General features: G+C 61.6%; 27 protein-coding genes. 5 read left to right on the forward strand and 22 right to left on the reverse strand.

The genetic code is table 11. The features are described from left to right. Positions 1 to 6 precede the first annotated feature (6 nt). Positions 7 to 729 (forward strand): glutathione S-transferase, encoded by a 723-nt coding sequence (locus GTP58_RS01295; RefSeq protein ID WP_161075970.1) that lies wholly within the window; start codon positions 7 to 9, stop codon positions 727 to 729. Here GTP58_RS01295 and GTP58_RS01300 read toward each other — a convergent pair whose 3' ends face one another. The 3 genes from GTP58_RS01300 to GTP58_RS01310 form a co-directional block, all read right to left on the reverse strand. After that, on the reverse strand, positions 730 to 930 hold the full coding sequence (locus GTP58_RS01300) for a heavy-metal-associated domain-containing protein (RefSeq protein ID WP_161075971.1): 201 nt from the start codon (positions 928 to 930) through the stop codon (positions 730 to 732). Between the two features lie 198 nt (positions 931 to 1,128). After that, positions 1,129 to 1,689 (reverse strand): PEP-CTERM sorting domain-containing protein, encoded by a 561-nt coding sequence (locus tag GTP58_RS01305; RefSeq protein ID WP_161075972.1) that lies wholly within the window; start codon positions 1,687 to 1,689, stop codon positions 1,129 to 1,131. A 114-nt stretch (positions 1,690 to 1,803) separates the two neighbouring features. Then, positions 1,804 to 2,091 carry a type II toxin-antitoxin system HicB family antitoxin gene (locus tag GTP58_RS01310; protein WP_161075973.1) on the reverse strand — a complete coding sequence of 96 codons (288 nt, stop codon included), beginning with the start codon at positions 2,089 to 2,091 and terminating at the stop codon, positions 1,804 to 1,806. 280 nt (positions 2,092 to 2,371) lie between these two features. Here GTP58_RS01310 and GTP58_RS01315 point away from each other — a divergent pair, with 280 nt between their 5' ends. Then, on the forward strand, positions 2,372 to 3,019 hold the full coding sequence (locus GTP58_RS01315) for a CCXG family PEP-CTERM protein (RefSeq protein WP_161075974.1): 648 nt from the start codon (positions 2,372 to 2,374) through the stop codon (positions 3,017 to 3,019). Between the two features lie 73 nt (positions 3,020 to 3,092). Here GTP58_RS01315 and GTP58_RS01320 read toward each other — a convergent pair whose 3' ends face one another. The 10 genes from GTP58_RS01320 to GTP58_RS01365 form a co-directional block, all read right to left on the reverse strand. Beyond that, complete coding sequence (locus GTP58_RS01320; protein ID WP_161075975.1) at positions 3,093 to 4,904, reverse strand: PhoH family protein; 1,812 nt, start codon at positions 4,902 to 4,904, stop codon at positions 3,093 to 3,095. 256 nt (positions 4,905 to 5,160) lie between these two features. Continuing rightward, positions 5,161 to 5,616 carry a peroxiredoxin gene (locus GTP58_RS01325; RefSeq protein WP_161075976.1) on the reverse strand — a complete coding sequence of 152 codons (456 nt, stop codon included), beginning with the start codon at positions 5,614 to 5,616 and terminating at the stop codon, positions 5,161 to 5,163. A gap of 21 nt (positions 5,617 to 5,637) precedes the next feature. Then, a complete protein-coding gene (locus GTP58_RS01330) occupies positions 5,638 to 6,612 on the reverse strand; it encodes a polysaccharide deacetylase family protein (protein WP_373924672.1) in 975 nt (324 codons plus the stop codon). Between the two features lie 3 nt (positions 6,613 to 6,615). Further along, the gene (locus GTP58_RS01335; RefSeq protein WP_072780993.1) at positions 6,616 to 7,668 is read right to left on the reverse strand and encodes a bifunctional UDP-4-keto-pentose/UDP-xylose synthase; all 1,053 of its coding nucleotides are present in this window, start codon (positions 7,666 to 7,668) and stop codon (positions 6,616 to 6,618) included. Between the two features lie 41 nt (positions 7,669 to 7,709). Next, the gene (locus tag GTP58_RS01340; protein WP_161075977.1) at positions 7,710 to 8,642 is read right to left on the reverse strand and encodes a formyltransferase; all 933 of its coding nucleotides are present in this window, start codon (positions 8,640 to 8,642) and stop codon (positions 7,710 to 7,712) included. Further along, positions 8,635 to 9,648, reverse strand: a complete 1,014-nt coding sequence (locus GTP58_RS01345) for a glycosyltransferase (RefSeq protein ID WP_202413541.1) — start codon at positions 9,646 to 9,648, stop codon at positions 8,635 to 8,637. Before GTP58_RS01345 ends, GTP58_RS01340 begins: the two co-directional genes overlap by 8 nt. 5 nt (positions 9,649 to 9,653) lie before the next feature. Continuing rightward, positions 9,654 to 10,793, reverse strand: coding sequence for a DegT/DnrJ/EryC1/StrS aminotransferase family protein (locus tag GTP58_RS01350; protein WP_161075978.1), 1,140 nt, complete (start codon positions 10,791 to 10,793; stop codon positions 9,654 to 9,656). A 67-nt stretch (positions 10,794 to 10,860) separates the two neighbouring features. Next, entirely contained in the window at positions 10,861 to 11,232 is a 372-nt protein-coding gene (locus tag GTP58_RS01355; RefSeq protein WP_072780989.1) for an SMR family transporter, read from the reverse strand. 15 nt (positions 11,233 to 11,247) lie between these two features. Next, complete coding sequence (locus GTP58_RS01360; RefSeq protein ID WP_161075979.1) at positions 11,248 to 12,909, reverse strand: glycosyltransferase family 39 protein; 1,662 nt, start codon at positions 12,907 to 12,909, stop codon at positions 11,248 to 11,250. Continuing rightward, positions 12,909 to 13,301 carry an Mth938-like domain-containing protein gene (locus tag GTP58_RS01365; RefSeq protein WP_161075980.1) on the reverse strand — a complete coding sequence of 131 codons (393 nt, stop codon included), beginning with the start codon at positions 13,299 to 13,301 and terminating at the stop codon, positions 12,909 to 12,911. The genes GTP58_RS01360 and GTP58_RS01365 overlap by 1 nt, the downstream gene beginning before the upstream one ends. Positions 13,302 to 13,485: 184 nt before the next feature. Between GTP58_RS01365 and GTP58_RS01370 the strand changes: the two genes are divergently transcribed. Together GTP58_RS01370 and GTP58_RS01375 are read left to right on the forward strand one after the other, a co-directional pair. Next, the gene (locus GTP58_RS01370; protein ID WP_161075981.1) at positions 13,486 to 14,718 is read left to right on the forward strand and encodes a pyridoxal phosphate-dependent aminotransferase; all 1,233 of its coding nucleotides are present in this window, start codon (positions 13,486 to 13,488) and stop codon (positions 14,716 to 14,718) included. A gap of 22 nt (positions 14,719 to 14,740) precedes the next feature. After that, the gene (locus GTP58_RS01375) at positions 14,741 to 16,063 is read left to right on the forward strand and encodes a homoserine dehydrogenase (RefSeq protein WP_161075982.1); all 1,323 of its coding nucleotides are present in this window, start codon (positions 14,741 to 14,743) and stop codon (positions 16,061 to 16,063) included. Positions 16,064 to 16,227: 164 nt separating this feature from the next. On the opposite strand, the gene GTP58_RS01380 is transcribed toward GTP58_RS01375, so the two are convergent. The 4 genes from GTP58_RS01380 to GTP58_RS01395 all read right to left on the reverse strand — a co-directional run bounded on the left by GTP58_RS01380 (position 16,228) and on the right by GTP58_RS01395 (position 20,137). Next, positions 16,228 to 16,554 carry a BON domain-containing protein gene (locus GTP58_RS01380; RefSeq protein ID WP_161075983.1) on the reverse strand — a complete coding sequence of 109 codons (327 nt, stop codon included), beginning with the start codon at positions 16,552 to 16,554 and terminating at the stop codon, positions 16,228 to 16,230. 208 nt (positions 16,555 to 16,762) lie between these two features. Beyond that, positions 16,763 to 18,163: a sigma 54-interacting transcriptional regulator gene (locus GTP58_RS01385; protein WP_072780978.1), complete on the reverse strand. Its 1,401-nt coding sequence runs from the start codon at positions 18,161 to 18,163 to the stop codon at positions 16,763 to 16,765. Next, on the reverse strand, positions 18,160 to 18,723 hold the full coding sequence (locus tag GTP58_RS01390) for a hypothetical protein (RefSeq protein ID WP_202413450.1): 564 nt from the start codon (positions 18,721 to 18,723) through the stop codon (positions 18,160 to 18,162). The genes GTP58_RS01385 and GTP58_RS01390 overlap by 4 nt, the downstream gene beginning before the upstream one ends. Continuing rightward, positions 18,713 to 20,137 carry a HAMP domain-containing sensor histidine kinase gene (locus tag GTP58_RS01395; RefSeq protein WP_161075984.1) on the reverse strand — a complete coding sequence of 475 codons (1,425 nt, stop codon included), beginning with the start codon at positions 20,135 to 20,137 and terminating at the stop codon, positions 18,713 to 18,715. Before GTP58_RS01395 ends, GTP58_RS01390 begins: the two co-directional genes overlap by 11 nt. A 145-nt stretch (positions 20,138 to 20,282) precedes the next feature. Between GTP58_RS01395 and GTP58_RS01400 the strand changes: the two genes are divergently transcribed. Continuing rightward, positions 20,283 to 22,196 (forward strand): methyl-accepting chemotaxis protein, encoded by a 1,914-nt coding sequence (locus GTP58_RS01400; protein ID WP_161075985.1) that lies wholly within the window; start codon positions 20,283 to 20,285, stop codon positions 22,194 to 22,196. Here the strand turns inward: GTP58_RS01400 and udk are convergent. The 5 genes from udk to GTP58_RS01425 all read right to left on the reverse strand — a co-directional run bounded on the left by udk (position 22,189) and on the right by GTP58_RS01425 (position 26,042). After that, positions 22,189 to 22,824: a uridine kinase gene (udk, locus tag GTP58_RS01405; protein ID WP_072780972.1), complete on the reverse strand. Its 636-nt coding sequence runs from the start codon at positions 22,822 to 22,824 to the stop codon at positions 22,189 to 22,191. The genes GTP58_RS01400 and udk overlap by 8 nt on opposite strands. After that, entirely contained in the window at positions 22,821 to 23,813 is a 993-nt protein-coding gene (locus GTP58_RS01410; protein ID WP_161075986.1) for a zinc-dependent alcohol dehydrogenase family protein, read from the reverse strand. The genes udk and GTP58_RS01410 overlap by 4 nt, the downstream gene beginning before the upstream one ends. Positions 23,814 to 23,876: 63 nt before the next feature. After that, on the reverse strand, positions 23,877 to 24,179 hold the full coding sequence (locus GTP58_RS01415) for a helix-turn-helix transcriptional regulator (RefSeq protein ID WP_161075987.1): 303 nt from the start codon (positions 24,177 to 24,179) through the stop codon (positions 23,877 to 23,879). A gap of 53 nt (positions 24,180 to 24,232) precedes the next feature. Beyond that, on the reverse strand, positions 24,233 to 24,574 hold the full coding sequence (locus GTP58_RS01420) for a ribonuclease E inhibitor RraB (protein ID WP_161075988.1): 342 nt from the start codon (positions 24,572 to 24,574) through the stop codon (positions 24,233 to 24,235). 28 nt (positions 24,575 to 24,602) lie between these two features. After that, a complete protein-coding gene (locus GTP58_RS01425) occupies positions 24,603 to 26,042 on the reverse strand; it encodes a sensor histidine kinase (RefSeq protein ID WP_161075989.1) in 1,440 nt (479 codons plus the stop codon). Positions 26,043 to 26,047 lie beyond the last annotated feature (5 nt).

Here is a 26,047-nt window from a genome sequence, read left to right on the forward strand (position 1 = left end):
GGTCTGATGACGACTCCATACCAACTTTACTACTGGGACGGCCTGCAAGGCCGCGGTGAATTTGTCCGGCTGGCGCTGGAGGAAGCAGGCGTGCCGTATGTCGATGTGGCGCGGCAGAAGAAGGGCATGCCTGCGCTGATGGCTAGCCTGGATGGCGACAAGGTCGCGCATCCATCGTTCGCACCGCCCGTGCTGCAGGCGGGCGAACTGCTGATCGGGCAGACCACCAACATCCTGCTGTTCCTCGGCGCGAAGCACAAGCTGGCGCCGCGCGCGGAAGCAGGGCGGCTGTGGGCCAACCAGCTGCAGCTGACCATCGCGGATATCGTCGCGGAGGCGCATGATACGCACCACCCGATCTCCACCAGCAAATATTATGAAGACCAGAAAAAAGAAGCCAGGGCGCGCGCCAGGGATTTCCGGGAGCAGCGCATACCCAAGTTCCTGGATTATTTTGAAGGCGTGATACAGCACAATCCTGGCCGTGGCGGCTACGCCGTCGGCGCGCGTCTAAGCTATGTGGATTTGTCGCTGTTCCAGCTGATTGAAGGACTGAGCTACGCGTTCCCGAAAACGATGGCCAAGCTGGCGCCGTCGTATCCAGGCCTGTTCGCCTTGCGCGGCAAGGTGGCGCAGCGGCCCAATATCGCCGCCTATCTGCGCTCGAAGCGGCGGATACCGTTTAACGAAAGCGGCATCTTCCGCCACTATCCCGAGCTGGAAAAATAATCAGCCTGCGCTGGTGACCGGATAGCCGGCATCGGCGATGGCCGATTTCAGCGGCGCCAGTGGCGTGGCGCTGTCGATCCTGACCGACTTGGTGGCCAGGTCAATTTCCACTTTGGCGCCGGCATCGACGGCCTGCACCGCCTTGGTCACCGCACCAACGCAGTGGCCGCAGCTCATGTTTTCGACGTGAAGCTGATACATTGCATACTCCTTGAAACGGTTACGATAGCCACACTGTAAACTTTCCTGCAATGGGAAGGTCAAGCACTTTATGAAGATCAGGCTATCCCAGGCCAAGGGTGGGGAGCGCGCCATCGACCCGGCAATGAACAGGTCAGCGCTGGATGGACAAGGGCGTTCGTATCCCTTGTCCATCTGCGTAGCGGCCGTTAGGGACGGTCAGGATTGCTGCTTGCGGCGGGCTGCGAAGGCCAGCAGGCCCAAACCTGCGCCAAGCATGGCATAAGTGCTTGGCTCCGGTACGGAGGCGATCGCGTGCACGCCGGTGTAGGGGCCATTGCTGATCAGCGCGCCGTCGAGGCGCCAGTTATTCGACGACACGGGGCCGCCGCTGCAATATGCCGAGGAGCCATCCATGCACCAGTAGTTGTGGCTGGAGCCCACAGTCGGGTTCTGAATCAGCGCGATATGGTTGGATGAATAGTTGAACGACAAATCGTGGCTGGAGGCGACAAAGGCGGAGTTGACGTACACCGCAGAGTTGCCGTGGGTCAGGGTGAAGCTGGACGCACCGTCGTTGAGCGAAAGATTCCAGTCCAGCAAATTGGCTGCGCCAATGTAGCCCAGCGTGCCATCGGTGGTGATGGACCCGGTAATCGAGGCGGCGCCTTGGGTAATGTTGACGAAATACTGGATATTGCTTGCCTGAGCGGTACCGGCTAATGCCAGCACGGCAGCAGCGCCCAGCAGGGCGCGCGAAACGGCGATACGGATGGTCATGATTTATCCCCTTTGTTTTGAATTTTTAAAATGCAAATACAACAATACTGTTGCTATTATTTCAGCGCTTGCATTTTAAAAGGTTGCAACAAGGAGACATGCTAAAAAATTAATTTAGTCGTCGGGCGGATCGTCCAGGCGCGCCAGGTCCAGGCTGACCAGCGCCCAGATGCCGCCCGCATAATCGGGTTCCTGCGACAGGGTTTCGACCTCGGAAGGGCGGATTTCGAACGGTTTGCCCTGCTCAACCAGCTGACCGACATGGCCGTAGATGGCCTTGGTGGCATTGCTCATGGCCTTGCCCACTGTGTCACCGGTTGTCACACAGCCAGGAATGTCCGGTACCGTCACGCCGTATTTCTTGGCGCCCACCGTCTTCTGGATCAGGATAGGGATGTCCATGATGTCTAACCTCTGCTGAGAGCAAACACGGGCAAAATCAACGACTTGGAAATCTAGTGTCATACAGGTTGCCACCGGTTTCAAGCACTTTCGTATCCACGGAATCATCCCGCTGTTTGACGTTTTGAGTGATTGACATGGATTATTGCCTCAGATAATATTCTAACCATGCTCCATTGCATTTAAAGTATCTTTAGAGAAATATTCTCAAGCTAGGTCCCCCATCCCCGTACCTGGTCAAGCGCAACGCTTTATTTACCTAACCTCCACGGGGATCAATATGAAATTCGTCAAACTCGCCGCACTGGCCGTTGCTATGGTTTATGGCAGCTCGGAAGCTGCCGTCATCACTTTCCAGACTGGTTACTCGAACGCGGGCGTGCAAGCCACCGCCAACGATTACCGTGACGTCGTCAACGCGGCTGTTGCCAGTTCGCCATACGGCTCGACCGTGTTGAGCAGCTACGACAATGTGTCGAACAATGCCATCTTTGGTGCTGGCTCGACCAATATTGCGTTCAAGTCCACGATCAATTTCGGTGTTGGCTCCGGCGGCACGTATTCGTTCCGCGCCGGTGTTGACTTCGGCAATGGCGGCGCCGTGTTCCTGGACGGCCAGTCGGTCGCGCTGACCACCAGCGATATGTGGTGGGCTGGCAGCTACAGCAACACTGGCGGCATCTTCGCGGTCAATAACCAGGCGCTGTCGGCCGGCAATCACACGCTCACCATCTACGGCCTGGAAGGCTGCTGCGATGGCGGCCAGCAGGTGCAGTACGCGGTGAATGGCGGTGCATTCCAGAGCTTCAACAATAGCTCGCTGCAGCTGGCTGCCGCCGTGCCTGAGCCGGAAACCTATGCCATGCTGCTGGGTGGCCTGGGCGTGGTTGGCGCGGTTAGCCGTCGCCGCCGCAAACAGCAGGCTTAAGCGGGCTCCAAAAAAACAGCCCCGCCGGCATTGCTGCGGGCGGGGCTGAAAACTATCTAAACGATTTACGTCATTACAGCACTTCGCTGGCGTGGTCCGCCAGGCGCGAGCGTTCGCCGCGCGCCAGCGTCACATGGCCGCTGTGCGACCAGCCCTTGAAGCGGTCCACCACATAGGTCAGGCCGCTCGAACCTTCGGTCAGGTACGGCGTATCGATCTGCGCGATGTTACCCAGGCAGATGATCTTGGTACCCGGGCCCGCACGCGTCACCAGCGTCTTGACCTGTTTTGGCGTCAGATTTTGCGCTTCGTCGATAATCAGGAACTTGTTGACGAAGGTACGGCCGCGCATGAAGTTGAGCGACTTGATCTTGATGCGCGAACGGATCAGGTCCTGCGTTGCCGCACGGCCCCATTCGCCGCCATCCGAGTCGGACTTGTTCAGCACTTCCAGGTTGTCGTCAAACGCGCCCATCCACGGCGACATTTTCTCTTCTTCCGTCCCTGGCAGGAAACCGATGTCTTCACCGACCGGCACCGTCACGCGGGTGACGATGATTTCGTTGTAGAGTTTGGTTTCCAGCACTTGCGCCAGGCCGGCCGCCAGGGCCAGCAGGGTTTTACCCGTGCCCGCCTGGCCCAGCAGCGTGACGAAGTCGCATTCCGGATTCATGAGCAGGTTCAGTGCAAAGTTCTGCTCGCGGTTGCGCGCGGTGACGCCCCAGACGTTGTTCTTGTTGTGGCTGAAGTCGCGCAGGGTCTGGATCACGGCGGTCTTGCCGTTGATCTGCTTGACCTGGCCATAGAACGGCGCTTCGCCATTTTTCGGCTCCAGGAACACGAACTGGTTGACCAGCATCGACGGTACGAACGGCCCGGTGACGCGGTAGAACGTGGCGCTCTGGCCGTTCTTGTTTTCCTGCCAGGACTCCAGGTCCTTGCCGTGCTTGGTCCAGAAGTCGTCCGGCAGCTGGACGATGCCCGAGTACAGCAGGTCGGTGTCTTCCAGCACGTGGTCGTTGAAGTAGTCTTCCGCCGGCAGGCCCAGCGCGCGCGCCTTGATACGCATGTTGATGTCTTTCGACACCAGCACGATGGCGCGGCCTTCCTGCTCCGCTTCCAGCGACCGCACCACGGACAGGATCTGGTTGTCGGCCTTGCCGGAAGGCAGACCCACTGGCAGCTCCGCCGTTTGCAGGCGGGTCTGGAAGTACAGGCGGCCCTTGGCGTCCTTGTTGCCCAGTTTGGACAGCGGGATGCCGTTTTCGATGGCGTCGTCATCGGTATTGGACACCAGCGCGTCGAGCGTGCGCGATACCTGGCGGGCGTTGCGCGCCACTTCGGTCATGCCCTTCTTGTGGTTGTCCAGCTCTTCCAGCGTCATCATCGGCAGGTAGACATCGTGTTCCTCAAAGCGGAACAGCGACGATGGATCGTGCATGAGCACGTTGGTATCCAGTACAAACATCTTGGTGGTGCCGGTCTTGTCCGCATGGCGGCTGGTGGACGACTTGATCGCCACTTCGTTCGGCTTGTGCTTGGCGGGATGTGGCGCCTCGGCCGTAATCGGCGTGACTTTGCTACGCGGCGACGATTTGCCTTTGGCTTCGATGGTGTCGGCAGCGGCTTGCAGCACCGCTGGTGCGGCTTTCAGTACAGCGGCCACAGCTTTGCCTTTGACCGGGGCAGGGGCTTTGGCAACGACGGGTTTCTTTGCTGCGGGAACGGCTTTAACGGTTGCCGCCTTCTTCGGCGCTGGTGCAGGCTCAGGCGCGATGTCGGCTACTGCTGCGAGGGCAGGAGACGGACGTGGGCCGCTGGCCTTAGGGTAATCTTTTGCCAGCAGTATAGTCGCTGGCTTACTTGGTAATTTTGGCAGTGGCATCAGGATCTCAATCGAAAATTAACTGGAGGAATCCGCCCATAGGCGCGCGCCGCCAAGCGTACAGCTGCGCGGAAACCGGATGGGGTGGATGCTTTAGGGGAAAACAGGTGAAAGACTGCCGATGGGCATGGTTGCAGCCCGGTGAGTACCGCAGGGTGGCCGGATGGCCACCGAGGAGGGTAAGAGGTACAGTGCTGACTCAAAATGTGGTTACGTTCCTGCTGGTTGAGTAAACCGGAAGCTGCAACGCTACAACTCAAGCCTGATGCGCTACAAATTCCAGCACTTCATCGACGTGACCTGCTACCTTCACGCCTCTCCATTCTTTCACCAATTGGCCTTGAGCGTCAATCACAAACGTACTGCGCTCAATGCCGCGTACAGTCTTACCATACATTTGCTTCATCTTCATGACACCGAACTGCTGGCACAGCGCTTCTTCCGGATCAGAGATGAGTTCGAACGGCAGGCCCAGCTTGGCCTTGAAGCCCTCGTGCGAGCGGATCGAATCGCGGCTGATGCCGTAGATTTCGGTGCCGGCCGCCTGGAACTGCTCGTGCAGGTCGCGGAACGCCATGTTTTCGGTGGTGCAGCCAGGCGTGTTGTCCTTCGGGTAGAAGAACAGCACGGTGTAACGTGCCGGCCGGCCGGACAGCTCGAAGGTCTGGCCGCTGGTCATCGGTGCGGAAAAATTGCTTACTGCGTCAGCCACTGGCGTCTCCTGGAGGGGTTATTAAGCTTGGGCAGCGCCCTGGATAATCAACTGGCCAGAACGTCCCGGCAGCTCGCCCCAGGTGATGGGGCAAACCGGCATCGGCAGATGCTGGATCTTCTGATAGTAGTCGGCCATGGACGCCAACTGGTATCCCTGTGCTTGCCAACCTGCCAATAACTGCCCGAATATGGGGGCAAGTTTCTGTCCTTCAAGCTCTGCGTGCAAAGTATAAACATGGTCGCGTGTGGCGCCTTCGGTCAGCTTGAGCAGGAAGGCGGCGATATTGCCGGTGCCGATGGTGATGCCGTCGATCTCGCAACCGAGCAGCTCGTCCAGCGTCGGCAGCGTGGTCGGCATCTGGATGTGCTGCAGCACCTGGCCGCCGTCGGACAGGCGGTGCGGGCCATCGGCCGGATTGGCCAGCGTGCCATTGGCGTTCAGCACGCAGCGGCCGTCGGAGGCGTAGCCATAGCCGGCTGTGTCATGCTCATGGAAGGCGCCGTTGTTCATCTGCCAGCCGGCCGCGCCATGGGTGCGCGGCGCCACGCCAAACACTTGCGTGAAACGGGCGGCGGCCTTGCGCATCATACTGGTCGACCAGTTGGCGTCGCGGTTGGCGACGTTGTCCTGCCACAGCACGTGGTCCCAGGTGTGGATGCCGCATTCAAAGCCGGCGTCCTGCACCGCGCGCATCTCGGCCGCGCATTGCTTGCCGATGTCCGGGCCGGGCAGCAGGGTGCCGTACATCAGGGTCTTGAAACCGTAATGTTCAACCACCGAGGTGCGCGAGACTTTGCTGAAGAAACCTGGACGCAGCGCGCGGCGCAGCGCCCAGCCGGTGTGATCCGGACCCAGCGAGAACAAAAAGGTGGCGCCAGCGTGGTGCGCCTTGAGCATGCGTACCAGGTTCGGTACGCCTTCGCGGGTGCCGCGGTAGGTGTCGACATCAATCTTCAACACCATCAGCGGCTTGTGAGTTGCGTTAGCGGTCAATGCTTAGTCCATCAGTTTCTGTGCTTCGGCGACCTGGCTGCGGTAGGCGTCGAAGATTTTCTTGAGCGCGTCAGCCATGGTGGTGGTCGGTTTCCAGCCCAGCTCTTCGCAGGTGTTGGTGATCTTCGGCACGCGGTTCTGCACGTCCTGGTAGCCTGCACCGTAGTAGGCGCCCGAGGTGGTTTCGACGATCTGCACCTTGGCGGCGCCATCGGCGTACTCAGGGTATTTCGGCGCCAGTTCCAGCATCATGTTGGCCAGTTCGCGGATCGAGTAGTTGTTGACCGGATTGCCGATGTTGTAGATCTTGCCGGTGGCGGCGCCGTTCTTGTTGTCGATGATCTTCATCAGTGCATCGATACCGTCGTCGATGTCGGTGAAGGCGCGCTTCTGGTGGCCGCCGTCCACCAGCGAGATGTTCTCGCCGCGCACGATGTGGCCGAAGAACTGGGTCACCACGCGCGACGAACCTTCTTTAGGCGTGTGGATCGAATCCAGGCCGGCGCCGATCCAGTTGAATGGACGGAACAGGGTGAAGTTCAGGCCTTCCATGCCGTAGCCCCAGATCACGCGGTCCATCAGCTGCTTGGCGTTGGAGTAGATCCAGCGCGGCTTGTTGATCGGGCCGCAGATCAGTTCCGAGTTCTCAGGATCGAACTCTTCGTCGTGGCACATGCCATACACTTCCGAGGTCGACGGGAACACCAGGTGCTTGCCGTACTTGGCAGCCGAACGCACGATCGGCAGGTTGGCTTCGAAGTCCAGTTCAAACACGCGCAGCGGCGCCTTGACGTAGGTCGATGGCGTGGCAATCGCCACCAGCGGCAGGATCACGTCGCACTTCTTGACGTGGTACTCGACCCATTCCTTGTTGATGGTGATGTCGCCTTCGAAGAAGTGCATGCGCGACTTGTAGGACTCATTCTCCAGCAGGTCGGTGATACGGTCGGTGTTCATGTCCATGCCGTACACGTGCCAGTCGGTGGTTTCCAGAATGCGCTTCGACAGGTGATGGCCGATGAAGCCATTGACGCCGAGGATGAGTACTTTTTTCATGTTGATTGTCCAGGTAATGTTCTAGGTCCGCTGGCGCCGCTTTATACGCGGGCGGCCAGGCGGGTTTGCAACTGCTCGGCCGTGATGGGTTCGCCATCGGCCGTCAAAGCGGAAATCGTCAGCATGCGGCCATCGCCGCACACGCCAAAGATGCAATTATCTACTACTGTCAAGCCCGGTGGCAAACTGAGGGAAACAACATTGCCAAAATTGCCATTCAGGCGGGCGCGCTGGATCACGTAGCGGACCCCGTCGATATCGGTAAAGGCGCCCGGGTAGGGCGGGGCGACTGCGCGGTGCAGATTGTAGACTTCCTGGGCCGGCATCAGCCAGTCGATGCGGCCGTCTTCGGGCTTGCGGCCGCTGAAATAGCCGCCCTTGCTGAGGTCGTTGCGCAGGCGCGGCGCGCTGCCGGCCAGCAGCGACGGCAGGATGCGCCACAGCGCCTGCTCGGCGGCGACCTGCACCTTGCCGAACACTTCATGCGCGGTGTCGTCCGGCAGGATCGGCACGTCCATCTGCGAGACGATGGCGCCGGCGTCCGGCTTGACGGTCATCTCGTGCAGCGTGGCGCCGGTGACGCTGGCGCCATGCAGCACGGCCCAGTTGACGGGCGCGCGGCCGCGGTATTCCGGCAGCAGCGAGCCATGCATATTGAAGGCGGGCGCCACGGCCAGCAGTTCGGCCGGTAGCATGTGGCGGTAGTAGAAGCTGAACATCAGGTTCGGCTGGAGCGCCTGAACCTGCGCCAGCAGTTCCGGCGATTTGGCGTCGGCCGGCGTGATGTAGGGGATGCCTTCCGCCTCGCACAGCGAGATCACGGATTCAAACCAGATGTTCTCGCTGGCGCTGTCTTCGTGCGTGACCACCAGCGCGACATCCACGCCGCCGGCCAGCAGCACCTTGAGGCAGCGGACGCCGACATTGTGGTAGCCGAAGACAACGGCGCGCTTGCGGGGCTCGAAATCACTCATGGGGACGGCCTACAGTACGTTTTTCGGCGCTGACCGGCACGCTGTCCAGTGCCTCGCCCGGTTTTTGCTGCAACACGGTCTGCACCACATAGCGCGGCCGCGCGCGCACCTGCTGGAAGATGCGGCCCACGTATTCGCCCAGCAGACCGATGCCGAACAAGATCACGCCCATGAAGAAGAACGCAATCGCAAACAGCGTGAACAGACCTTCCGCTTCCGCGCCCAGGAACAGGCGGCGCACCACCAGCACCAGCACCAGCAGGCCGGAGATGATCGACATCAGCATGCCCATCATCGAGTAGAACTGCAGCGGCACCAGCGAGAAGCCGGTGACCAGGTCGAAGTTCAGGCGGATCAGGCTGTACAGCGAGTATTTCGATTCGCCGGCCGCGCGCTCTTCGTGTTCGACCGTGATCTCGGTCGGGTTGCGTGCAAAGCGGTAGGCCAGCGCCGGCACGAAGGTATTCACCTCGGCGCACTGGTTGACCAGGTCGATGACGTTGCGGCCGTAGGCGCGCAGCATATTGCCCTGGTCGGTGATCTTGATGTTGGTGATGCGCTCGCGCAGATGGTTCATGGCCTTGGACGCGTAGGTGCGCCATGCCGAGTCCTGGCGCTTGCGGCGGATCGAGCCGACGTAGTCATAGCCTTCGCGGATCTTGGCCACCAGGTTGCCGATTTCCTCGGGCGGGTTTTGCAGGTCGGCGTCCAGCGTAATCATGATGTCGCCGCGCGCCTGTTCGAAGCCGGCCAGAATCGCCATGTGCTGGCCGTAGTTACCGTTGAACAGCACCACGCGCGTGACGTCCGGGCGGGCGCGGAACTGCTCGGCCAGGATCGACACCGAGTTGTCGCGGCTGCCGTCGTTGACGAACACGATCTCGTAGGTGGTGCCCAGCTGGTCCAGCGCCGGATACAGGCGCGCAAACAGCGCGGCCAGGCCGGCCTGCTCGTTGTAGATCGGGATGACGACCGAGACTTCCGGCTTGATCTGGGCGATGGTCATGTCGGTCATTTGATCAGGATCGCTTTCACGGCAGCGACCGTGCGGTCGACGTCGGCGCTGGTCATGGCGTAGAACATCGGCAGGGTGACGGTCAGGCGGCCGATTTTTTCCGCGACCGGGAACATGCCTTCCTTGAAGCCGCGCTCGCGGTACATGGTGAACAGGTGGATCGGCGCGTAGTGGTAGCCGGTGCCGACGTTGAAGCGGTCCTTGAGCGCGTTCATGAAGTCGGCGCGCGTGGTCGGGCCGTTATCCGGCAGGATGATCTGGAACAGGTGGTAGTTGCTGCTGTCGAAAGCCTGCAGCGGCAACTGGGCGCCCGATTGCGCCTCAAAGTCCGGGCCGAACGCTTCGTAGTAGCGGCGTGCCAGCGCGCGGCGGTGCGCGGTGATCTTTTCAATATTGGCGAACTGGCCCAGGCCGATGGCGGCCATGATGTCGCTCATATTGTATTTGCCGCCGAGGACGTCAACGTCGATGCCATCGACGCCGCTGCGGGTCACGCCCTGCAGGCGGTATTTCTCCGCCAGTTTGGCTTCTTCCAGGTTGTTCAGCACCAGCGCGCCGCCTTCGCCCGTGGTGATGTTTTTGTTGGCCTGGAAGCTGAACGAGATGAAGTCGCCAAAGGCGCCGATGCGTTGACCTTTCCATTCCGAGCCGAACGCTTGCGCAGCGTCTTCCACCACGCGCAGATTGTGCTTTTTGGCGATGGCGTACAGGCGGTCCATATCGACCGGCAGGCCGGACAGGTAGACCGGGATGATGGCCTTGGTGCGCGGCGTGATCGCAGCTTCCACCTTGTCGAGGTCGATGTTGCGCGTGACCGGATCGATATCGGCAAACACCGGCGTGGCGCCCACTTCAATGATGACGTTGGCCGTGGCCACCCACGAGATCGGCGTGGTGATGACTTCATCGCCCGGACCGATGCCGGCAATGCGCAGCGCGATCTCCATGGTGCAGGTGCCGGAGTTGAAGGTGCGTACCGGGCGGCCGCCGAAGTACTCGGACATCTGGGCTTCGAACGCCGCCACTTTCGGGCCGCTGGTGATCCAGCCCGAGCGCAGGACTTCGCCAACGGCGGTAATGGTGGCCTCGTCTATCGTGGGACGGGAGAAGGGCAGGAATGGCAGATCAGCGCTCATGAGGTGGTTGTACTCTCGTTATTCGTATTATTTGTTTAAGACGTATTGCGGCATTCTAAATTGTTCGTCAGGTACGCGCCAGCCAGGCCACGCCCACCAGAATGACAAAAATGGCAAGCAGGCGCTGCACAGACAGTGCTTCACCGAACAGATACCAGGCGCCAAAGGCCGTAACCACATAGCCCAGCGACAGCATAGGATAGGCTACGGAAACATCGACGCGCGACAGCGCGATAATCCACAGTACCACCGACAATACGTAACAGGTCAGCCCGCCAATAATGGGCAGCTGGGTGGCGACGCGCCAGCCGACGCTGAACAGATTGCTCAGCGTCAGGTGGATTTCGCCGACGTTGCGGGCGCCCGCCTTGAGCAGCAGCTGGGCGACGGCGTTGAGCAGGACGCCCACAACGATAAAACTAAAAGTTGCAATATTCATTTAACGATTTAACCATTACAGATTGGTAATGACCAGGCGGCGCGTATCTTCCGCAATCACGCGCATGGTCACGCCCTTGGCCTTGAGTTTTTCATAAGCGTCGTCGCTGACGATGGCCAGGGCCTTGACGTTGGCGGCGCTGTGTTCTTCCCACTTCTCGATAAAGCCTTCGACGGTCGGGATCGACAGCTCCGGCTGCTGGCGCAGGCCAAACGTGAACTCATCCCAGTAATCGACCAGCGTGACCGTGCGTTGCAGGTAGAAGGTCATCGACTGCTCATAGGTGTTGACCGAGTAGATCTTGGTATCCGCCTGCAGTTCCGGCAGCATCTTCATGGCCAGTTCTTTACCGGCGCGCATTTTGCCATAAGGCTCGAAACCGGTGAGGATCAGCTGTACCGAAACGAAGCCGGCAATTGCTAGCGTCAGCACAGCCAGGTCGCGGCGCAGATGGCGCGCATGCAGCATGGCGATGGCGCCACCGGCCGCGGCCACGATGGCGGCGGTCAGCACCCACGGCTGATAGGCTTCCAGCAAGATGCGCTCGTCCGGATGGCGCACTGCCATCTGGGCCATTTGCGGCACGGCAGCCAGACCGGCCACGCCGACCAGGATCAGCAGGCCGGCCGCGATCATGCGGTTCAGGCGCGAGGCGCCTTCCAGGTAGGTAGCGATGAGCAGCGCCAGCGCCGGATAAATCGGCAGGATGTAGCCCGGCAGCTTGGAGCTGGAGTAGCTGAAGAAGAAGGTGATGAACACGGCCCAGATCAGCAGCAGCAGCTTGGGCTGGAAGGCGGCGCCCGGTTCGCGCCGGATGCCATGGAACATCGCCTGCGGCAGCACGCCCAGCCACGGCATGATGCCGGGGATCAGCAGCACCAGGAAGTAGTACCACGCGCCTTCGCGGTGGTGGGTCTTGAGGAAGAAGCGTTCCCAGTGTTCGTGGATGAAGAAGAAGTGCGGCTGCTCGGGGTTTTTCAGGCCGACCAGCACAAACCATGGCGTGGCGATGGCAAAGAACAGCAGCAGGCCCTTGCCCAGGTGCAGGCGCTTCCAGATCGCCAGGTCGCGCGACAGGGCGGTGTACAGCACCAGTACGGCGCCCGGCAGCACCAGGCCGATCAGGCCCTTGGCCAGCACCGCCAGTGCCATGCCGGCCCAGCAGACCAGCATCCAGTTACGGCGCTCGCGCTCGGTGGCGCCATCGTGCTGGGCAATCAGCACCGCGCACAGCACGATGGTGGTCATGCCCGACAGGCCCATGTCCAGCGAATCGATCTGGCCGCAAGCTACCCAGAACAGGCTCGAGCCCAGCGCCAGCGCAGCGTAAAAGCCGGCGCGCGCGCCAAATACGCGGTGGCCGGCATAACCGGTGAGGAACACGCCGCCCAGGCCGCACAGGCCGGTCCACAGGCGCGCCTGCCACTCGCCGAGGCCGAAGGCGGCAAAGGAGAGTGCGTTCATCCAGGTTTGCAGCGGTGGTTTTTCAAAGTACTTGATGCCGTTGAGGCGGGTGGTGATCCAGTCGCCGCTGGCCCACATTTCGCGCGCCATCTCGGCGTAGCGGCCTTCATCGGGCGGCACCAGCGTGCGTACGCCCAGCACATATAGCCAGACGATGACAAACGCCGCCAGCAGCGACCAGATGAGTTTTTTGGAGTTATACAGGTCGTTCATCAGGCGCTTTTGCCCTCGTTGGCGTCAATCACCAGGGCCAGCGTGACCTTGCGGCCCTCGCCCATCAGGATGTTGTAGGTGCGGCAGGCGGCCTGGCTGTCCATGCATTCCACGCCGATGCGGCGCATGGTCAGCGCGGCCGTCAGCTTGGGGTGGATGAAGCGCTGGCGCTCGCCGGTGCCGAGGATGACCACGTCCGGATGGTCTTCGCCGATGAGGTCGAAGTGCTCCTTGGTCAGGGAGGCAAAGCTGGGCGCATTCCAGGCGCGTGGCGGGGTTTCGGGCAGGACGATGAGGCTGTAGTTGTAGCGCTCGGCGTTGATTTCAACGCCGCTGTCATCGTAACCGGTGACGGTCTGGTATTTTTGGGTATCGCTTTGGTGGAGCTTCATGACGGAATCGCGGATTTGGTCGGCAAAAGAAGCATTATTGTATCGTTTTCAAGGGGGCCACGGCCTGAAAGGTTGCTTAAATCAGTGCCTTTCGGCAGAATGGTTATTTTCGCATTGCAGCAAAGGCTGGCGCCGGTGTTTTGGCAGGTCAGAGAAGTTTGCCTCACATAAACAGGATTTTATTTTGCGACCGATTCAAAAATCGAACAAACTGGCGGAAGTCTGCTACGAGATCCGCGGTCCGGTGCCGGAAAAAGCCCGGCAAATGGAGGAAGAGGGCCACAAGATCACGAAGTTGAATATTGGCAACTTGGCAGTGTTCGGCTTTGATCCTCCGGACGAGATCGTCCAGGACATGAAAATCAACCTGTCCAACGCGGCCGGCTATACCGATTCCAAAGGCATGTTTGCGCCGCGCAAGGCGGTGATGCATTACACCCAGGGCAAGAATATCCGTGGCGTCAGCATTGACGACATTTACCTGGGCAATGGCGCGTCCGAACTGATCGTGATGTCGATGAACGCGCTGCTCAACAATGGCGACGAGGTGCTGGTGCCGGCGCCCGACTATCCGCTGTGGACGGCGGCAGTGTCGCTGTCGGGCGGCAAGCCGGTGCACTACATCTGCGATGAACAGCAGGACTGGTATCCCGACATTGAGGACATGCGCCGCAAGATCACGCCGAACACGCGCGCGATCGTGGTCATCAACCCCAACAATCCGACCGGCGCGCTGTACCCGGTCGAGCTGCTGCTGCAAATCATCGAGCTGGCGCGCCAGCACGACCTCATCATCTACGCCGATGAAATCTACGACAAGGTGCTGTATGACGGCGCCGAGCACGTGTCGATCGCCTCGCTGGTCGACGATATCCTGTTCGTGACCTTTAACGGCCTGTCGAAAAACTACCGCGCCTGCGGCTACCGTTCCGGCTGGATGGTGGTGTCGGGCGAGAAATCGCACGCCAAAGACTATATCGAAGGCCTGAATATGCTGGCCTCGATGCGCTTGTGCGCCAACGCACCGGGGCAGTTTGCGATCCAGACTGCGCTCGGCGGCTACCAGTCCATCGACGACCTGGTAGGACCGGGCGGGCGCCTGTTGAAGCAACGTGATCTGGCTTACCAGCTGCTGTCCGAGATTCCGGGCGTCAGCGTGGTCAAGCCGAAAGCGGCGCTGTACATGTTCCCGCGCCTCGATCCGAAGATCTATCCGATCGCGGATGACCAGCAGTTCGCGTATGAGCTGCTGGCCGAAACCAAAGTGCTGATCGTCCAGGGCAGCGGCTTCAACTGGATCGCGCCGGACCACTTCCGCGTCGTGTTCCTGCCGAATACGGACGATATGGTGGAAGCTTTCGGCCGCATGGCCAAGTTCATGGAAAGCTACCGCAAGCGCCACGGCGCCAGCTTCTAATTCAGATCTACGGAAACACAATATGAAACCAATCAAAGTAGGCTTGCTGGGCGTCGGTAATGTCGGCGGTGGGACGTTTGACGTGCTGGAGCGCAACCAGGAAGAAATCCGCCGCCGTGCCGGCCGCAGCATCGAAGTGGTGGCGGTCTCGGCCCGCAACCTGGAACGCGCCAAGGCGCGCACCGGCGGCAAGGTGGCCGTGGTGGCCAACCCGATGGACATCGTCAACGACCCGGACATCGATATCGTCGTCGAACTGATCGGCGGCTACGAGCAGGCGCGCGAGCTGGTGCTGAAAGCGATTGCGAACGGGAAGCACGTGGTCACCGCCAACAAGGCGCTGCTGGCCGTGCATGGCAACGAGATTTTCGCTGCGGCCCAAGCCAAGGGCGTGATGGTGGCGTTTGAAGCGGCCGTGGCCGGCGGCATCCCGATCATCAAGGCGCTGCGCGAAGGCCTGACCGCCAACCGCATCGACTGGCTGGCCGGCATCATCAACGGCACCACCAACTTCATCCTGTCCGAAATGCGTGACAAGGGCCTGGACTTCGCCACCGTGCTCAAGCAGGCGCAGGAACTGGGCTATGCGGAAGCCGACCCGACCTTCGACATCGAAGGCGTGGACGCGGCGCACAAGGCCACCATCATGTCGGCCATTGCGTTTGGCATTCCGGTGCAGTTCGACAAGGCGCATGTGGAAGGCATTTCCAAGCTCAACGCGGTGGACATCCGCTACGCCGAGCAGCTGGGCTACCGCATCAAGCTGCTGGGCATCGCCAAGCGCGCCACGGTTAACGGCAAGGAAGGCGTGGAGCTGCGCGTGCACCCGACGCTGATACCGTCCAAGCGTTTAATTGCCAATGTGGAAGGCGCAATGAATGCCGTACTGGTGCAAGGCGACGCGGTCGGCGCGACGCTGTACTACGGCAAGGGCGCGGGTTCGGAGCCAACGGCGTCGGCGGTGATTGCCGATCTGGTGGACATTGCCCGCCTGGCGGCGGCGGATCCAGAGCACCGTGTGCCGCATCTGGCGTTCCAGCCGAATGCCATGACCAACATCGAGATTCTGCCGATGTCGGAAGTGACCACCAGCTACTACCTGCGCATGAACGTGAGCGACCAGCCAGGCGTGCTGGCCGACTTGACGCGCATTCTGGCCGATGCGGGGATTTCGATTGACGCCATGCTGCAGAAAGAACCGGCGGACGGCGAAACCCGTACCGACATCATCTTCCTGACGCACCAGACGCAAGAGAAGCATGTCACCGCCGCCATCGCCAAGATGGAAGGCCTGCCGACCGTGTGCGGCAGCGTGACCAAGATCCGTCTCGAAAACCTGAGCTAAACCCGCACGGCGATCCGTCGCGGGGTCAGACCCCTCTTACGGCGGTGGGTTAACGAAAAAAATCCGGACGGTGTCTACGCACACCGTCCGGCAAAGGGTTGGGGCAGCTACTCCTATTTAGTGCCCTTACTGCTACTGCTCGGAACTACCAAATACTGACGAAATTACTTCGAAGCGACGGTCAGTTCGCTTTTCACTTCCTTCACGCCAGGCACGGCCGATGCCACTTGGATGGCTTTGGTGCCGACGTCGGTGTTCGCTACGCTACCGCTCAACGTCACCACGCCGTCCTGGGTGGTCACGCCGATTTGCTTTTGATCTGCCAGGGAAGCTTTGATCTTGCTGGTGATGGCGTCATCATTGCTGGCGGTGCCGGTTTTGGCGGCGCCAGCCAATGCACCTTCCTGTTGCGCGAATGCGGTACCGGTTGCTGCAACAGCGGTCAGGGCGGTGGCAACCATCAGGCGGGCGATCAGTTTAGTGGTCATCATGATTTGCTTCCTTTATCGAGTTTGAGGATAAAACGTCTGTGACGTTACCCACTCCTTTGCAAACCCCGTGCCAGCTCTGATTTTTCTTTCTAATTCAATGACTTAGATATGAATTTCTAATGGGAAATCACAACCTTGTGGATTTTTCGGCCAGATTGCCGGGTTTTTGTCGGGAAACGGCGACACGGGCGTGCCGCTATTCGCCAAGTCATTGATTTTTAACGGACTCTTCTTGTCGCTCGATGGCGACATCGCCGCGGAACAGGCTGGCGTCCAGCTCATGCTTTTGCAGCAGACGGTAGAACTCCGTGCGGTTGCGCTCGGCCAGACGGGCAGCGTCGGCCACGTTGCCATCCGTGAGTTTCAGCAGCTGAACCAGGTAATTGCGCTCGAAACGCTGACGCGCTTCCGTGTAGCTCAGCACTTCCAGCGACGGTACACGCAGCGCGCGTTGCACCAGCGACAAGGGCACCAGCGGCGCGGTGGCCAGCGCACACACGTGTTCGATGACGTTGTACAGCTGGCGCACATTGCCGGGCCAGGCCGAGGTGGTGAGCGCCTCCAGCGCATCGGGGGCGAAGCCGCGCACGGTCTTGTCGTACTTGGCCGCCAATGTCTGCAGGAATTGCGTGGCCATGGGCGCGATGTCCTCGCGCCGCTGCGCCAGCGGCGGCAAGGTCAGCGTGATGACGTTGAGGCGGTAGTACAAGTCTTCACGGAACTGGCCTTCCAGCATGGCGGCGTCGAGATCGCGGTGGGTGGCCGATAGCACGCGGATATCCACCGGTCTGGCGATATCCGACCCCAGCTGGCGCACCACGCGCTCCTGCAGCACGCGCAGCAGTTTGACTTGCAGCAGCAGCGGCATGTCGCCGATCTCATCAAGAAACAGCGTGCCGCCATCCGCAGCCTGCAGCAAGCCCTCGCGGCTGCTCACGGCGCCGGTGTAGGCGCCTTTGACGTGGCCGAACAGTTCGGACTCCAGCAGCGCTTCCGGGATCGCGCCGCAATTGACCGCAATGAAGGGCGCCTTGGCGCGGCGGCTGGCCTTGTGGATGGCTTGCGCCAGCAGCTCCTTGCCGGTGCCGCTTTCGCCACGGATCAGGATGCTGGCGTCGGAGGCGGCCACCAGCCGCGCTTCCGCCAGCAGCTCGTCCATGCCCTGGCTGCGGCTGATGATGGCCGAGCGCCATTCCTCGTTGCCTTCGGCCGCGTGCGCGGCTGGCGCTGCCAGGCTCAGGGCCTGGCTGATGCGTTCCAGCAGCAGCTTGGCGTCAAACGGCTTGGTCAGATAGGCGTAGGCGCCCAGTGTGGTGGCTTCCACCGCGTCCGGTATGGTGCCGTGCGCGGTCAGCAGGATCACTGGCAGCGCCGGATAGCTGCGGCGGATTTCCTGGAACAGCCACATGCCGTCGCGGTCGGGCAGGCGGATGTCGCTGATGACCAGGCGCGGCAGTTCGATCGACAGCCGTGCCAGCGCAGCCTCGGCACTGCCGACCGCCGTGACGCGGTAGCCATTGGCGTTGAGCCGCATCGACAGCAGCCGCAGCAGGTCATCGTCGTCATCAACGATCAGGAGGTGGGCGCCTTGCCCTTGGGTTGTGCTCATTTGGTCACCTGTGATCCGGACGCCGGGCGGGCCGGCAAGGTACGTTCGATGGCTTTCAGGCCTTCCAGCATGTCATTGAGCTGGTCGATGCGGCGCTGGCTTTCTTTCTGCTGCGCGTTGAGGCGGTCGGTGTGGTCGTACAGCCGGCGCATTTCAGCGCAGTTGGCGGACAGCAGTTGCGCCAGCGCGCGGAACGGCGCCGCTTCCACATCGGCCGAGGTGGCGACGCTATCGAGCAGCGCCTGCGCGCGCGCGAGGTCGCCGCTGCCGCGCGTAAGCATCAGCGCCATGCCCATCTGGAGGGCGACGCGCGGACTGCGCTGTTGCAGGCCGAGGCCGCTCAGTTCCTTGACCAGCTCGCCCTGGCTCATGCGCCGCAGGCTCTGGTGATAGCTGAGCAGCGGCCCCACCTCATCGGGCGGAGGTGGTGGTGGCGTCACCACTTCCACCACTGGCGGTGGCGGCGGCAGCGGCGCCGGTTCGGCCGGCATCGGCGAATTTAAGGTGCAGGCTGCCAGTGACAGGCAGGCCAGCAGCACGAGACAGGAGTTAGCTTTCATAAGGCAGTTCAAGATGGAAGTGGGCGCCCCGTTCAGACGGCAGCAGTTTCAGGACGCCGCCATGCGCGGCCACGTATTCATGCACGATGGACAGGCCGATGCCGTTGCCCCGGCGTGCGCCGGGCGGCTGGCGCTGTCCCTGGTAAAACGGTTCAAAGATGCGCGCCGCGTCTTCCGGCGCCACACCTGGTCCCTGGTCAACGCAATCGAGCAGCAGCTTGTCGTTGAGTTCGCCGAGGCGGAAGCTGATCAGGCCGCCGGCAGGACTGAAGCGCACCGCGTTCGACAGCAGGTTGCCCAGCACGATGGCCATTTTGTCGGCATCGGCCGTGATCGGACTGGCCCGGCCTTCAGCGATGACGGTCAGCCGCGCTGCCTGCCACTGCAGGCGCTGGCTGTCGATGGCCTGGGTCAGCAGATTGTTCATGTCAACGCGCTGGCGCTGCACATGCTGGGCGTCGAAGGTGGCGGCGTTGTAGCGCAGCAGCGCTTCGATCTGCGATTGCAGCGCAACCGTGTTCTGGTTGAGGATGCCGGCAATCTCGCGCTGGTTGGGCGACAGGGCGCCGGCCACGCCGTCTTCCAGCAAGGCCACGCCCTCACGCAAGGCCGCCAGCGGCGTCTTGAGTTCGTGCGAGATGTGGCGCAGGAAGCGCGCCTTGTCCGCCTCCAGGTCGCCCAGGCGCTGGCGCAGCCAGTTCAGCTGCTGGCCCACGCGGTGCAGATCGCTTGGGCCGCGCACCTCGATGGCCTGGTCGTAGCGGTTCTCGCCCAGCGTGTCGATGGCCTGCTCGATCTGCTCCAGCGGGCGCGACAGCCACAAGCCGAAGCCGCCGGCCAGCAGCGCCGCCAGCACAATGGAGCCTATCACTTGCGCCTTGAGTACGGCGCGCCGCTGATCCAGTTCGGCCAGCAGCAGGCTGTTGCGGCGTTCCACTTCCTGTTTGGCCTCTTCGGCGAGCTGGTCGTTGACGCCGGGCAGCGGCGCCAGCACGCGTTCCAGCGCCTGCTGGCGGGCGCTGGAACGCGGACGCGAGGGTGTTTGCAGAATATTCCAGGCCTGCTCGCCCGAGGCGCGCCATTGTTCGAACACGGGCGGCGGCGTGTAGGGCAGGGCGGTGGCGACCGCATCCAGCAGCAGCTGGGCGTCGCGCCAGGCGTCGGCATAGCGCTTGCGGAAGGCTGGATCGTCCAGCACCAGATACTGGCGCGCGCTGCGCGTCATGGCGACGCTGCGTTCTGCCAGTTGCTGGATGTTTTCGGTGAGGGCCAGTGCGTGGCGTCCGCTGTCGCGGCTGTGCGCCGCCAGGCGGTCCAGCGTCCACAGCGCGTGCAGCGAGGCGGCGCTTAGCAGCACGGCGATCAGCAAAAAGACGCCCAATAGCAGCTGGCGAAACGAGAGTTTCGAGAGCATCTTGGGTTATAAAAAGGCCATATTGATGAAATCATATGGCCAAACGGACGCAACAGCCCGTTCGATTGAACACCAGCTTTTGCTTGCGCAGAGTGGCTTGTTTCGATACGCTCATTTCACTACTGAAGCTGCCCGGGAGCCCTGCATGCCTGATTTCTTGCGCCGTCTGTCTATCCGTAACAAGCTGATGCTCAGCATGGCCTGTTGCCTGCTGCTGTTTCTGGTGGTGTCCGCCACGCTGAGCGTGGTCATGACGGGCAACGGCATCCGCGAACGGGTGGTGACGCAGGAGCTGCCGGCGGAGATCGGCGAGATCCGCAACGACATCCAGCGCCAGATCGGCGAGCCGCTGGCGGCCGCATTGTCGATTTCAGCCAACACATTTTTGCTGGACTGGGAAAAAGCCGGTTTGCCCGATAGCGGCCAGGATGCGTGGAAGGCCTACGCGACCAGCATGCGCCGCAGCACAGGTGCGGCAGCGGTGTCGTGGGTGTCGGCCAGTACCGGCAAGTATTTCGATGACAAAGGCTACAACCGCACGCTGGACAAGAACGCGGCGGCCGATCACTGGTTCTATGACTTCATGGCCAGCGGCAAGCGCTACTCGCTGAATCTGGACAAGGAGCCGGGCGCCAGCAGCTACAACGTTTTCATCAACACGCGCTTTGACGCGGGCGACGGCAAGACCGGCATCACCAGCCTGGGCCTGGCAGTTGACAAGCTGGCCGAAACCATCCGCAGCTACAAGGTGGGCAAGTCGGGCTTTGTGTACCTGGCGCGGCCGAACGGCATGCTGATCGTGCACCGCGATTCTGCGCTGGCCGATGGCAAGCACTTCATGAAGGATCTGCCGGGCTTCAGCGACAAGCTGGCCGGCGAGCTGCTGAAAGGAGAACGCTACGCCAGCGCCTCCTATTCCGCGCCGGACGGCAAGCGCCTGGTGGCGTCGTCCTTTTTGCCCGAGCTGAATATGTATGTGATTGCGGAAGTGCCGGAAGCGGAGGTGCTGGGCCAGGTCACGCGATCAGTGACGATTTCCGCGCTGGTGGGTGGCCTGGTGGGCGGTGGCATCGGCATGTTTGTGATTTATCTGGTGAGCATGGCGATTGCCGCACCGGTGGCGCGCGCGGCGCAGCTGCTCAGCGAGATCGCTGACGGCAATGGCGACCTGAGTCGCCGCATGCCGGTGGAAAGCCAGGATGAAGTCGGCGCGCTGGCGGATGGCTTCAACCGTTTCGTGTCTTCGCTGAACGGCACCATCCGCCAGGTGCGCGACAGCACCGAGACGATTGCCACCGCATCGAGCGAAATCGCCAGCGGCAATCTGGACCTGTCCTCGCGCACGGAAGCGCAGGCCTCCAGCCTGGAAGAAACCGCGTCCGCCATGGAGCAACTGACGGCCACCGTGACGCAAAATGCCGACAGCGCGCGCGAGGCCAATCAGCTGGTGCAGTCGGCGGCGGGCATTGCGGCGGAAGGTGGCGCGGTGGTGGGGCGCGTGGTCCAGACCATGGAGTCGATCAAGGACAGCTCGCGCAAGATCGTCGACATCATTGCCGTCATTGACGGCATTGCGTTCCAGACCAATATCCTGGCCTTGAATGCGGCGGTGGAAGCGGCGCGCGCCGGCGAGCAGGGACGCGGCTTTGCCGTGGTGGCGTCGGAAGTGCGGACGCTGGCGCAGCGCTCGGCTGCAGCGGCCAAGGAGATCAAGGAATTGATTAACGATTCGGTGGTGAAGGTCGATGCCGGCAGCGTGCTGGTGGACGAGGCGGGCGATACCATGAGCCGTATCGTGACCTCAGTTGAGCAGGTGACCAGCATCATGGGTGAAATCGTCTCGGCCAGCCACGAGCAGAGCGAAGGCATTGCACAGGTGAATCTGGCAGTGACGGAGATCGACAGTTCGACGCAGCAGAACGCCGCGCTGGTGGAACAAGCCGCTGCAGCGGCTGGCTCGCTGCAGGAGCAAGCCGCCAACCTGGCGAAGGTGGTGAGCGTCTTTAAACTGGAAGAGGAAGCGCGCGGCAGTGCGCGCGCGCTGGTCAGGACTACTTGATCCGGCCGATCACACTGGCGACCTTGGTGGTAATCATATCCACTGCCGGGCCATTGGCGCCATGCGGAATAATCAGGTCGGCGTGGCGCTTGGTGGGCTCGATGAACTGCTTGTGCATTGGCCGCACGGTGTCCAGGTACTGGCCGACCACGCTTTCCACCGAGCGGCCGCGCTCCGTGATATCCCGCTGCATGCGGCGGATGAAGCGGATGTCCGAGGCGGTGTCGACAAAGATCTTCAGCGACATCATGTCGCGCAAGGCCTCGTCATACAGGGCAAACAGGCCTTCGATGACGATGACCGGCGCGGGTTTGACGGGAATGGTGCGGTTGGAGCGGTTGTCTAGCGTGAAGTCGTACTCCGGCATCTCGATGGCTTCACCGTTGCGCAGGGACTGGACATGCTGCACCAGCAGCGGCCAGTCGAAAGCCTGGGGATGGTCGTAGTTCTGCTGGCGGCGGACTTCAGGCGTGAGATGGGTCTGGTCGCAGTAGTAGTCGTCCTGCATCACGACTGAGACCATCTCAGCGCCAAATGACGCCAGCACTTGCTGGGACACTGTTGACTTGCCACTGCCGCTACCGCCAGCGACACCAATAATAAACGGTTGGAAAGAAATCGTATTCATACCGAATGATACCGGAACCGCGCTTCCGCTGGCACGACGGCAATCGCGATTTTCCCTTGCAGGCCATTGTTGGCGCTTTCCAGCCGGGCATGGGCGAGCGGAATGTCGGCCAGCGGGTAGATCGCGCCCACGTGCGGGCGAAGCTGGCCGCGTTCTACCAGCGCGCTCAGTTCATCCAGCTTGCCGCGGTTTTGCCGGGTGAAGACCATGTGGTAGCTGGCATTCTTGCCCCAGGCCTGGATCAGGTTTTGCGGCTGCGCGATGTCCACGATGGAGACCACCCTGCCCAGTTGAGCCAGTGCGTCCGGGCTGCGTGACAAAGTGTTGCCGCCGATGGTGTCGAGCACCACGTCAACGCCGTGGCCGTATGTTTCCCGCAGGACGGCATCGACATAGTCTTCCTGTTCGTAGTCGATGACCACATCGGCGCCCAACCCGCGCACAAAGCTGGCGTTTGCTGCGCGCACCGTGGTGAACACCCGTGCGCCCATGGCCTTGGCCAGCTGGATCGCCACATGGCCGACGCCGCCCGCGCCACCGTGTATGAGCACGCTTTCACCTACCCGCAGCGCGGCGCGCACCACCAGGGCTTCCCACGCCGTCCCGCCCACCAGGGTCAGGCTGGCCGCCTCCAGATGGCTTAGCGAGGGCGGCTTCTTGCCGACGATGCTTTCGGCGGCCACGTGGTACTCGGCGTAGCTTCCCGCGCCATCAAAGATTTGCGGGGTGTACCAGACGGCGTCGCCGGGAGCGAAGGCCGTCACGCCCGGCCCTACCGTCTCGACCACGCCGGAAACGTCGTGCCCGGTGATGGCCGGCAGTGGCACCAGGCCGGGATAGTCGCCACGGCGCACCTGGTAATCCAGCGGATTGATGGAGGTGGCATGGACCCGGACCAGCACTTGCCCCGCCTGCGGCACGGGCTTGGTCACTTCGCACAGCTGGAACGCTTCGGGGCCGCCAAATGAGTTGAGTACGATTGCTTGCATGGTAAATCCTTATTTCGTTAAAAAGGGATATCGGGAATTGTCGATATATAGTGGTAAAAAATTTTACAGCTCTTTGCCGATGATCTCGGCCAGGGCACTGATGGTTGCTTCGTTGCGTTTGTAGTAGGTCCATTGGCCGATGCGCCTGGCCTCGACCAGCCCCGCGCGTTGCAGCGTGGCCAGGTAGTCGGACACCGTGGACTGCGACAGCCCCACGCCTTCCTGGATGCTGCTGACGCAGACGCCTACCGTGAGAACGTCGCCCTCATCCTGCGGCGGAAAGTTCTTCGCAGGATCTTTCAAGCCTTTCAAGATGTCAAGACGAGTCCGGTTTGAGAGGGCTTTGAATATGTCGAGCAATTCCATGCGGCGATTATATCGGAATTTACCGATATGTGAATATGGCCGTCGCGAAAATCCTAATTTGCCGGACCCACGTCCATGCCGTCATAGGATTCAAGCAGGTGTTCGTCAGCAAACTTGTAGAACTCCTGGTTGCGGGCGTGCAGCGTGTCGACCGTGTGTTTCTCGACTTTCTCGATGTGCAGCCACCACAGGGCCGGCGTTTCCGCTTCCGGTTTGGAATCGTAGATGCCGACCACCTGGTAGCCTTTGGCTTTCAGCTCGTCTGCAGCCTTTTCCAGCTTGGCCTTTTCCGCGTCGGCGAAAAAGTAACCCCACAGCAGCGGTTTGCTGATATCCCACGGGGCGTTGGCTTTCATGTCCGCGAACAGCGTGACCATATCTTCTTTGCTAATCATGAGTCTTCCTTAAATACAGACGCGTATTTTACCGCGTCGCGAAGATAATCCTGATCTTCAGTCCCTGGCCGCCGGCAGCGTCGTCGAGTTGGATGGTGGCGCCGTGCAGTGTGGCGATGTCGCGCACGATGGCGAGGCCGAGACCATGGCCGCCGGGATTGCGCTCCAGCGTGGCGGCGGTGCGGTAGAAGGGCGCGAAGACGCGTTCGCGTTCGGCGGTGGCGATGCCGGGGCCGCTGTCCTCGACTTCCAGCGTGACGCTGTCCGTGCTTTCGCTCACGCGCAGGATGACGGTGCCGCCTTGCGGCGTGTAGCGCAGCGCGTTGTCCACCAGATTGGCCAGCATCTCGTGCAGCAGCAAGGCCTGGCCGTGGACGGTGCCTTCCTGCTCGGCCTCCAGCGACAGGTCGATGTTTCTGGCGACAGCGGCAATCGCCAGTTCCAGGCCGACCTGGCGGGCGAGGTCGCGCAGTGAAACTGGCGCGGTGCTGTCTTCGCCGCGATGTTCAATGCGGGCCAGCGTCAGCAGGCGGTTGGCCAGGTTGACGGTGGAGTCGGTGGTGGCCGCCATGCTGTAGACGATCTCGCGCAGCGCCGCTGGATCGGCGCCAGCCTTGTCGAATTCGCGCAGCGCCAGTTCGGCCTGGGTTTTCAATACGGTCAGCGGTGTGCGTAGCTGGTGCGAGGCGTCGGCGATGAAACGGCGCTGGCTGTTGATCAGCATGTGCATGCGCGAGCGAGAGCTGTTCAACGCCGTCACCAGGGGGCGGACCTCCTTGTGCACCAGCGTCGGATCAACGTCGGAAGCGTCATTCAGGCCGCGCGTTTCGACAGCGCTCTTCAGTTGCATCAGCGGCTGCAGCACGAGGCGCACCGCAAACCACACCAGCAGCGCCACGGCGGCCAGCAGCAAGGCTTGCCATGTCAGCGTATCGAACAGGATCTGGTTGGACAGCACGCGCCGCGCTTCCAGTGTTTCGCCCACCTGGATCAACGCGATGCCGCGCATGGAGTCGTCATACACGGGCTGCAGCAGCGCGGCGATGCGGACCGGCTGGCCGTTGTAGTTGGCGTGGTAGAAGCGCACCAGCGCCGGATAGGCTTCCGAGCGCGGCACGTTGGCCGGCACCGGCGGCAGGTCGCTGTAGCCGGACACGGTTTCGCCGGCAATCCCGGTGACCTTGTAGTAGATGCGGCCCAGCGTGTCGGTTTCGAAGCTGTCCAGCGCGACGTAGGGGACATCGGCCACGACTTTGCCGTCCACCACTGAGACGCGCTCCGCCAGTGCGCGCGTGGACGCCAGCAGCGAGCGGTCATACGCCACATCGGCGGCATCCAGCGCGTTGCGGTAGACCGAGATGGTGTTCAGCGCCACCAATACCAGCAAAGGCCCCAGCAGCCAGCGCAATAGCTGGCCGCGCAGGCTGCCGGGACCGACGCGGCGTGACGGAGCGCGCAGCCAGGCCATGGCGG

Source organism: Duganella sp. CY15W (genome assembly GCF_009857555.1).
Taxonomy (GTDB): Bacteria; Pseudomonadota; Gammaproteobacteria; order Burkholderiales; family Burkholderiaceae_D; genus Rugamonas; species Rugamonas sacchari.

Bases quoted from the DNA above. Each gene is read 5' to 3' on its own strand.
- GTP58_RS01355 (WP_072780989.1), bottom strand. From the start codon at position 11,232: ATGAATATTGCAACTTTTAGTTTTATCGTTGTGGGCGTCCTGCTCAAC.
- GTP58_RS01375 (WP_161075982.1), top strand. From the start codon at position 14,741: ATGAAACCAATCAAAGTAGGCTTGCTGGGCGTCGGTAATGTCGGCGGT.
- GTP58_RS01300 (WP_161075971.1), bottom strand. From the start codon at position 930: ATGTATCAGCTTCACGTCGAAAACATGAGCTGCGGCCACTGCGTTGGT.
- GTP58_RS01345 (WP_202413541.1), bottom strand. From the start codon at position 9,648: ATGACCATCGCCCAGATCAAGCCGGAAGTCTCGGTCGTCATCCCGATC.
- GTP58_RS01310 (WP_161075973.1), bottom strand. From the start codon at position 2,091: ATGGACATCCCTATCCTGATCCAGAAGACGGTGGGCGCCAAGAAATAC.
- GTP58_RS01305 (WP_161075972.1), bottom strand. From the start codon at position 1,689: ATGACCATCCGTATCGCCGTTTCGCGCGCCCTGCTGGGCGCTGCTGCC.
- GTP58_RS01380 (WP_161075983.1), bottom strand. From the start codon at position 16,554: ATGATGACCACTAAACTGATCGCCCGCCTGATGGTTGCCACCGCCCTG.
- GTP58_RS01340 (WP_161075977.1), bottom strand. From the start codon at position 8,642: ATGAGTGATTTCGAGCCCCGCAAGCGCGCCGTTGTCTTCGGCTACCAC.
- GTP58_RS01335 (WP_072780993.1), bottom strand. From the start codon at position 7,668: ATGAAAAAAGTACTCATCCTCGGCGTCAATGGCTTCATCGGCCATCAC.
- GTP58_RS01390 (WP_202413450.1), bottom strand. From the start codon at position 18,723: ATGAAAGCTAACTCCTGTCTCGTGCTGCTGGCCTGCCTGTCACTGGCA.
- GTP58_RS01320 (WP_161075975.1), bottom strand. From the start codon at position 4,904: ATGCCACTGCCAAAATTACCAAGTAAGCCAGCGACTATACTGCTGGCA.
- GTP58_RS01400 (WP_161075985.1), top strand. From the start codon at position 20,283: ATGCCTGATTTCTTGCGCCGTCTGTCTATCCGTAACAAGCTGATGCTC.
- GTP58_RS01425 (WP_161075989.1), bottom strand. From the start codon at position 26,042: ATGGCCTGGCTGCGCGCTCCGTCACGCCGCGTCGGTCCCGGCAGCCTG.
- GTP58_RS01385 (WP_072780978.1), bottom strand. From the start codon at position 18,163: ATGAGCACAACCCAAGGGCAAGGCGCCCACCTCCTGATCGTTGATGAC.
- udk (WP_072780972.1), bottom strand. From the start codon at position 22,824: ATGAATACGATTTCTTTCCAACCGTTTATTATTGGTGTCGCTGGCGGT.
- GTP58_RS01350 (WP_161075978.1), bottom strand. From the start codon at position 10,793: ATGAGCGCTGATCTGCCATTCCTGCCCTTCTCCCGTCCCACGATAGAC.
- GTP58_RS01420 (WP_161075988.1), bottom strand. From the start codon at position 24,574: ATGATTAGCAAAGAAGATATGGTCACGCTGTTCGCGGACATGAAAGCC.
- GTP58_RS01415 (WP_161075987.1), bottom strand. From the start codon at position 24,179: ATGGAATTGCTCGACATATTCAAAGCCCTCTCAAACCGGACTCGTCTT.
- GTP58_RS01295 (WP_161075970.1), top strand. From the start codon at position 7: ATGACGACTCCATACCAACTTTACTACTGGGACGGCCTGCAAGGCCGC.
- GTP58_RS01410 (WP_161075986.1), bottom strand. From the start codon at position 23,813: ATGCAAGCAATCGTACTCAACTCATTTGGCGGCCCCGAAGCGTTCCAG.
- GTP58_RS01360 (WP_161075979.1), bottom strand. From the start codon at position 12,909: ATGAACGACCTGTATAACTCCAAAAAACTCATCTGGTCGCTGCTGGCG.
- GTP58_RS01395 (WP_161075984.1), bottom strand. From the start codon at position 20,137: ATGCTCTCGAAACTCTCGTTTCGCCAGCTGCTATTGGGCGTCTTTTTG.
- GTP58_RS01365 (WP_161075980.1), bottom strand. From the start codon at position 13,301: ATGAAGCTCCACCAAAGCGATACCCAAAAATACCAGACCGTCACCGGT.
- GTP58_RS01315 (WP_161075974.1), top strand. From the start codon at position 2,372: ATGAAATTCGTCAAACTCGCCGCACTGGCCGTTGCTATGGTTTATGGC.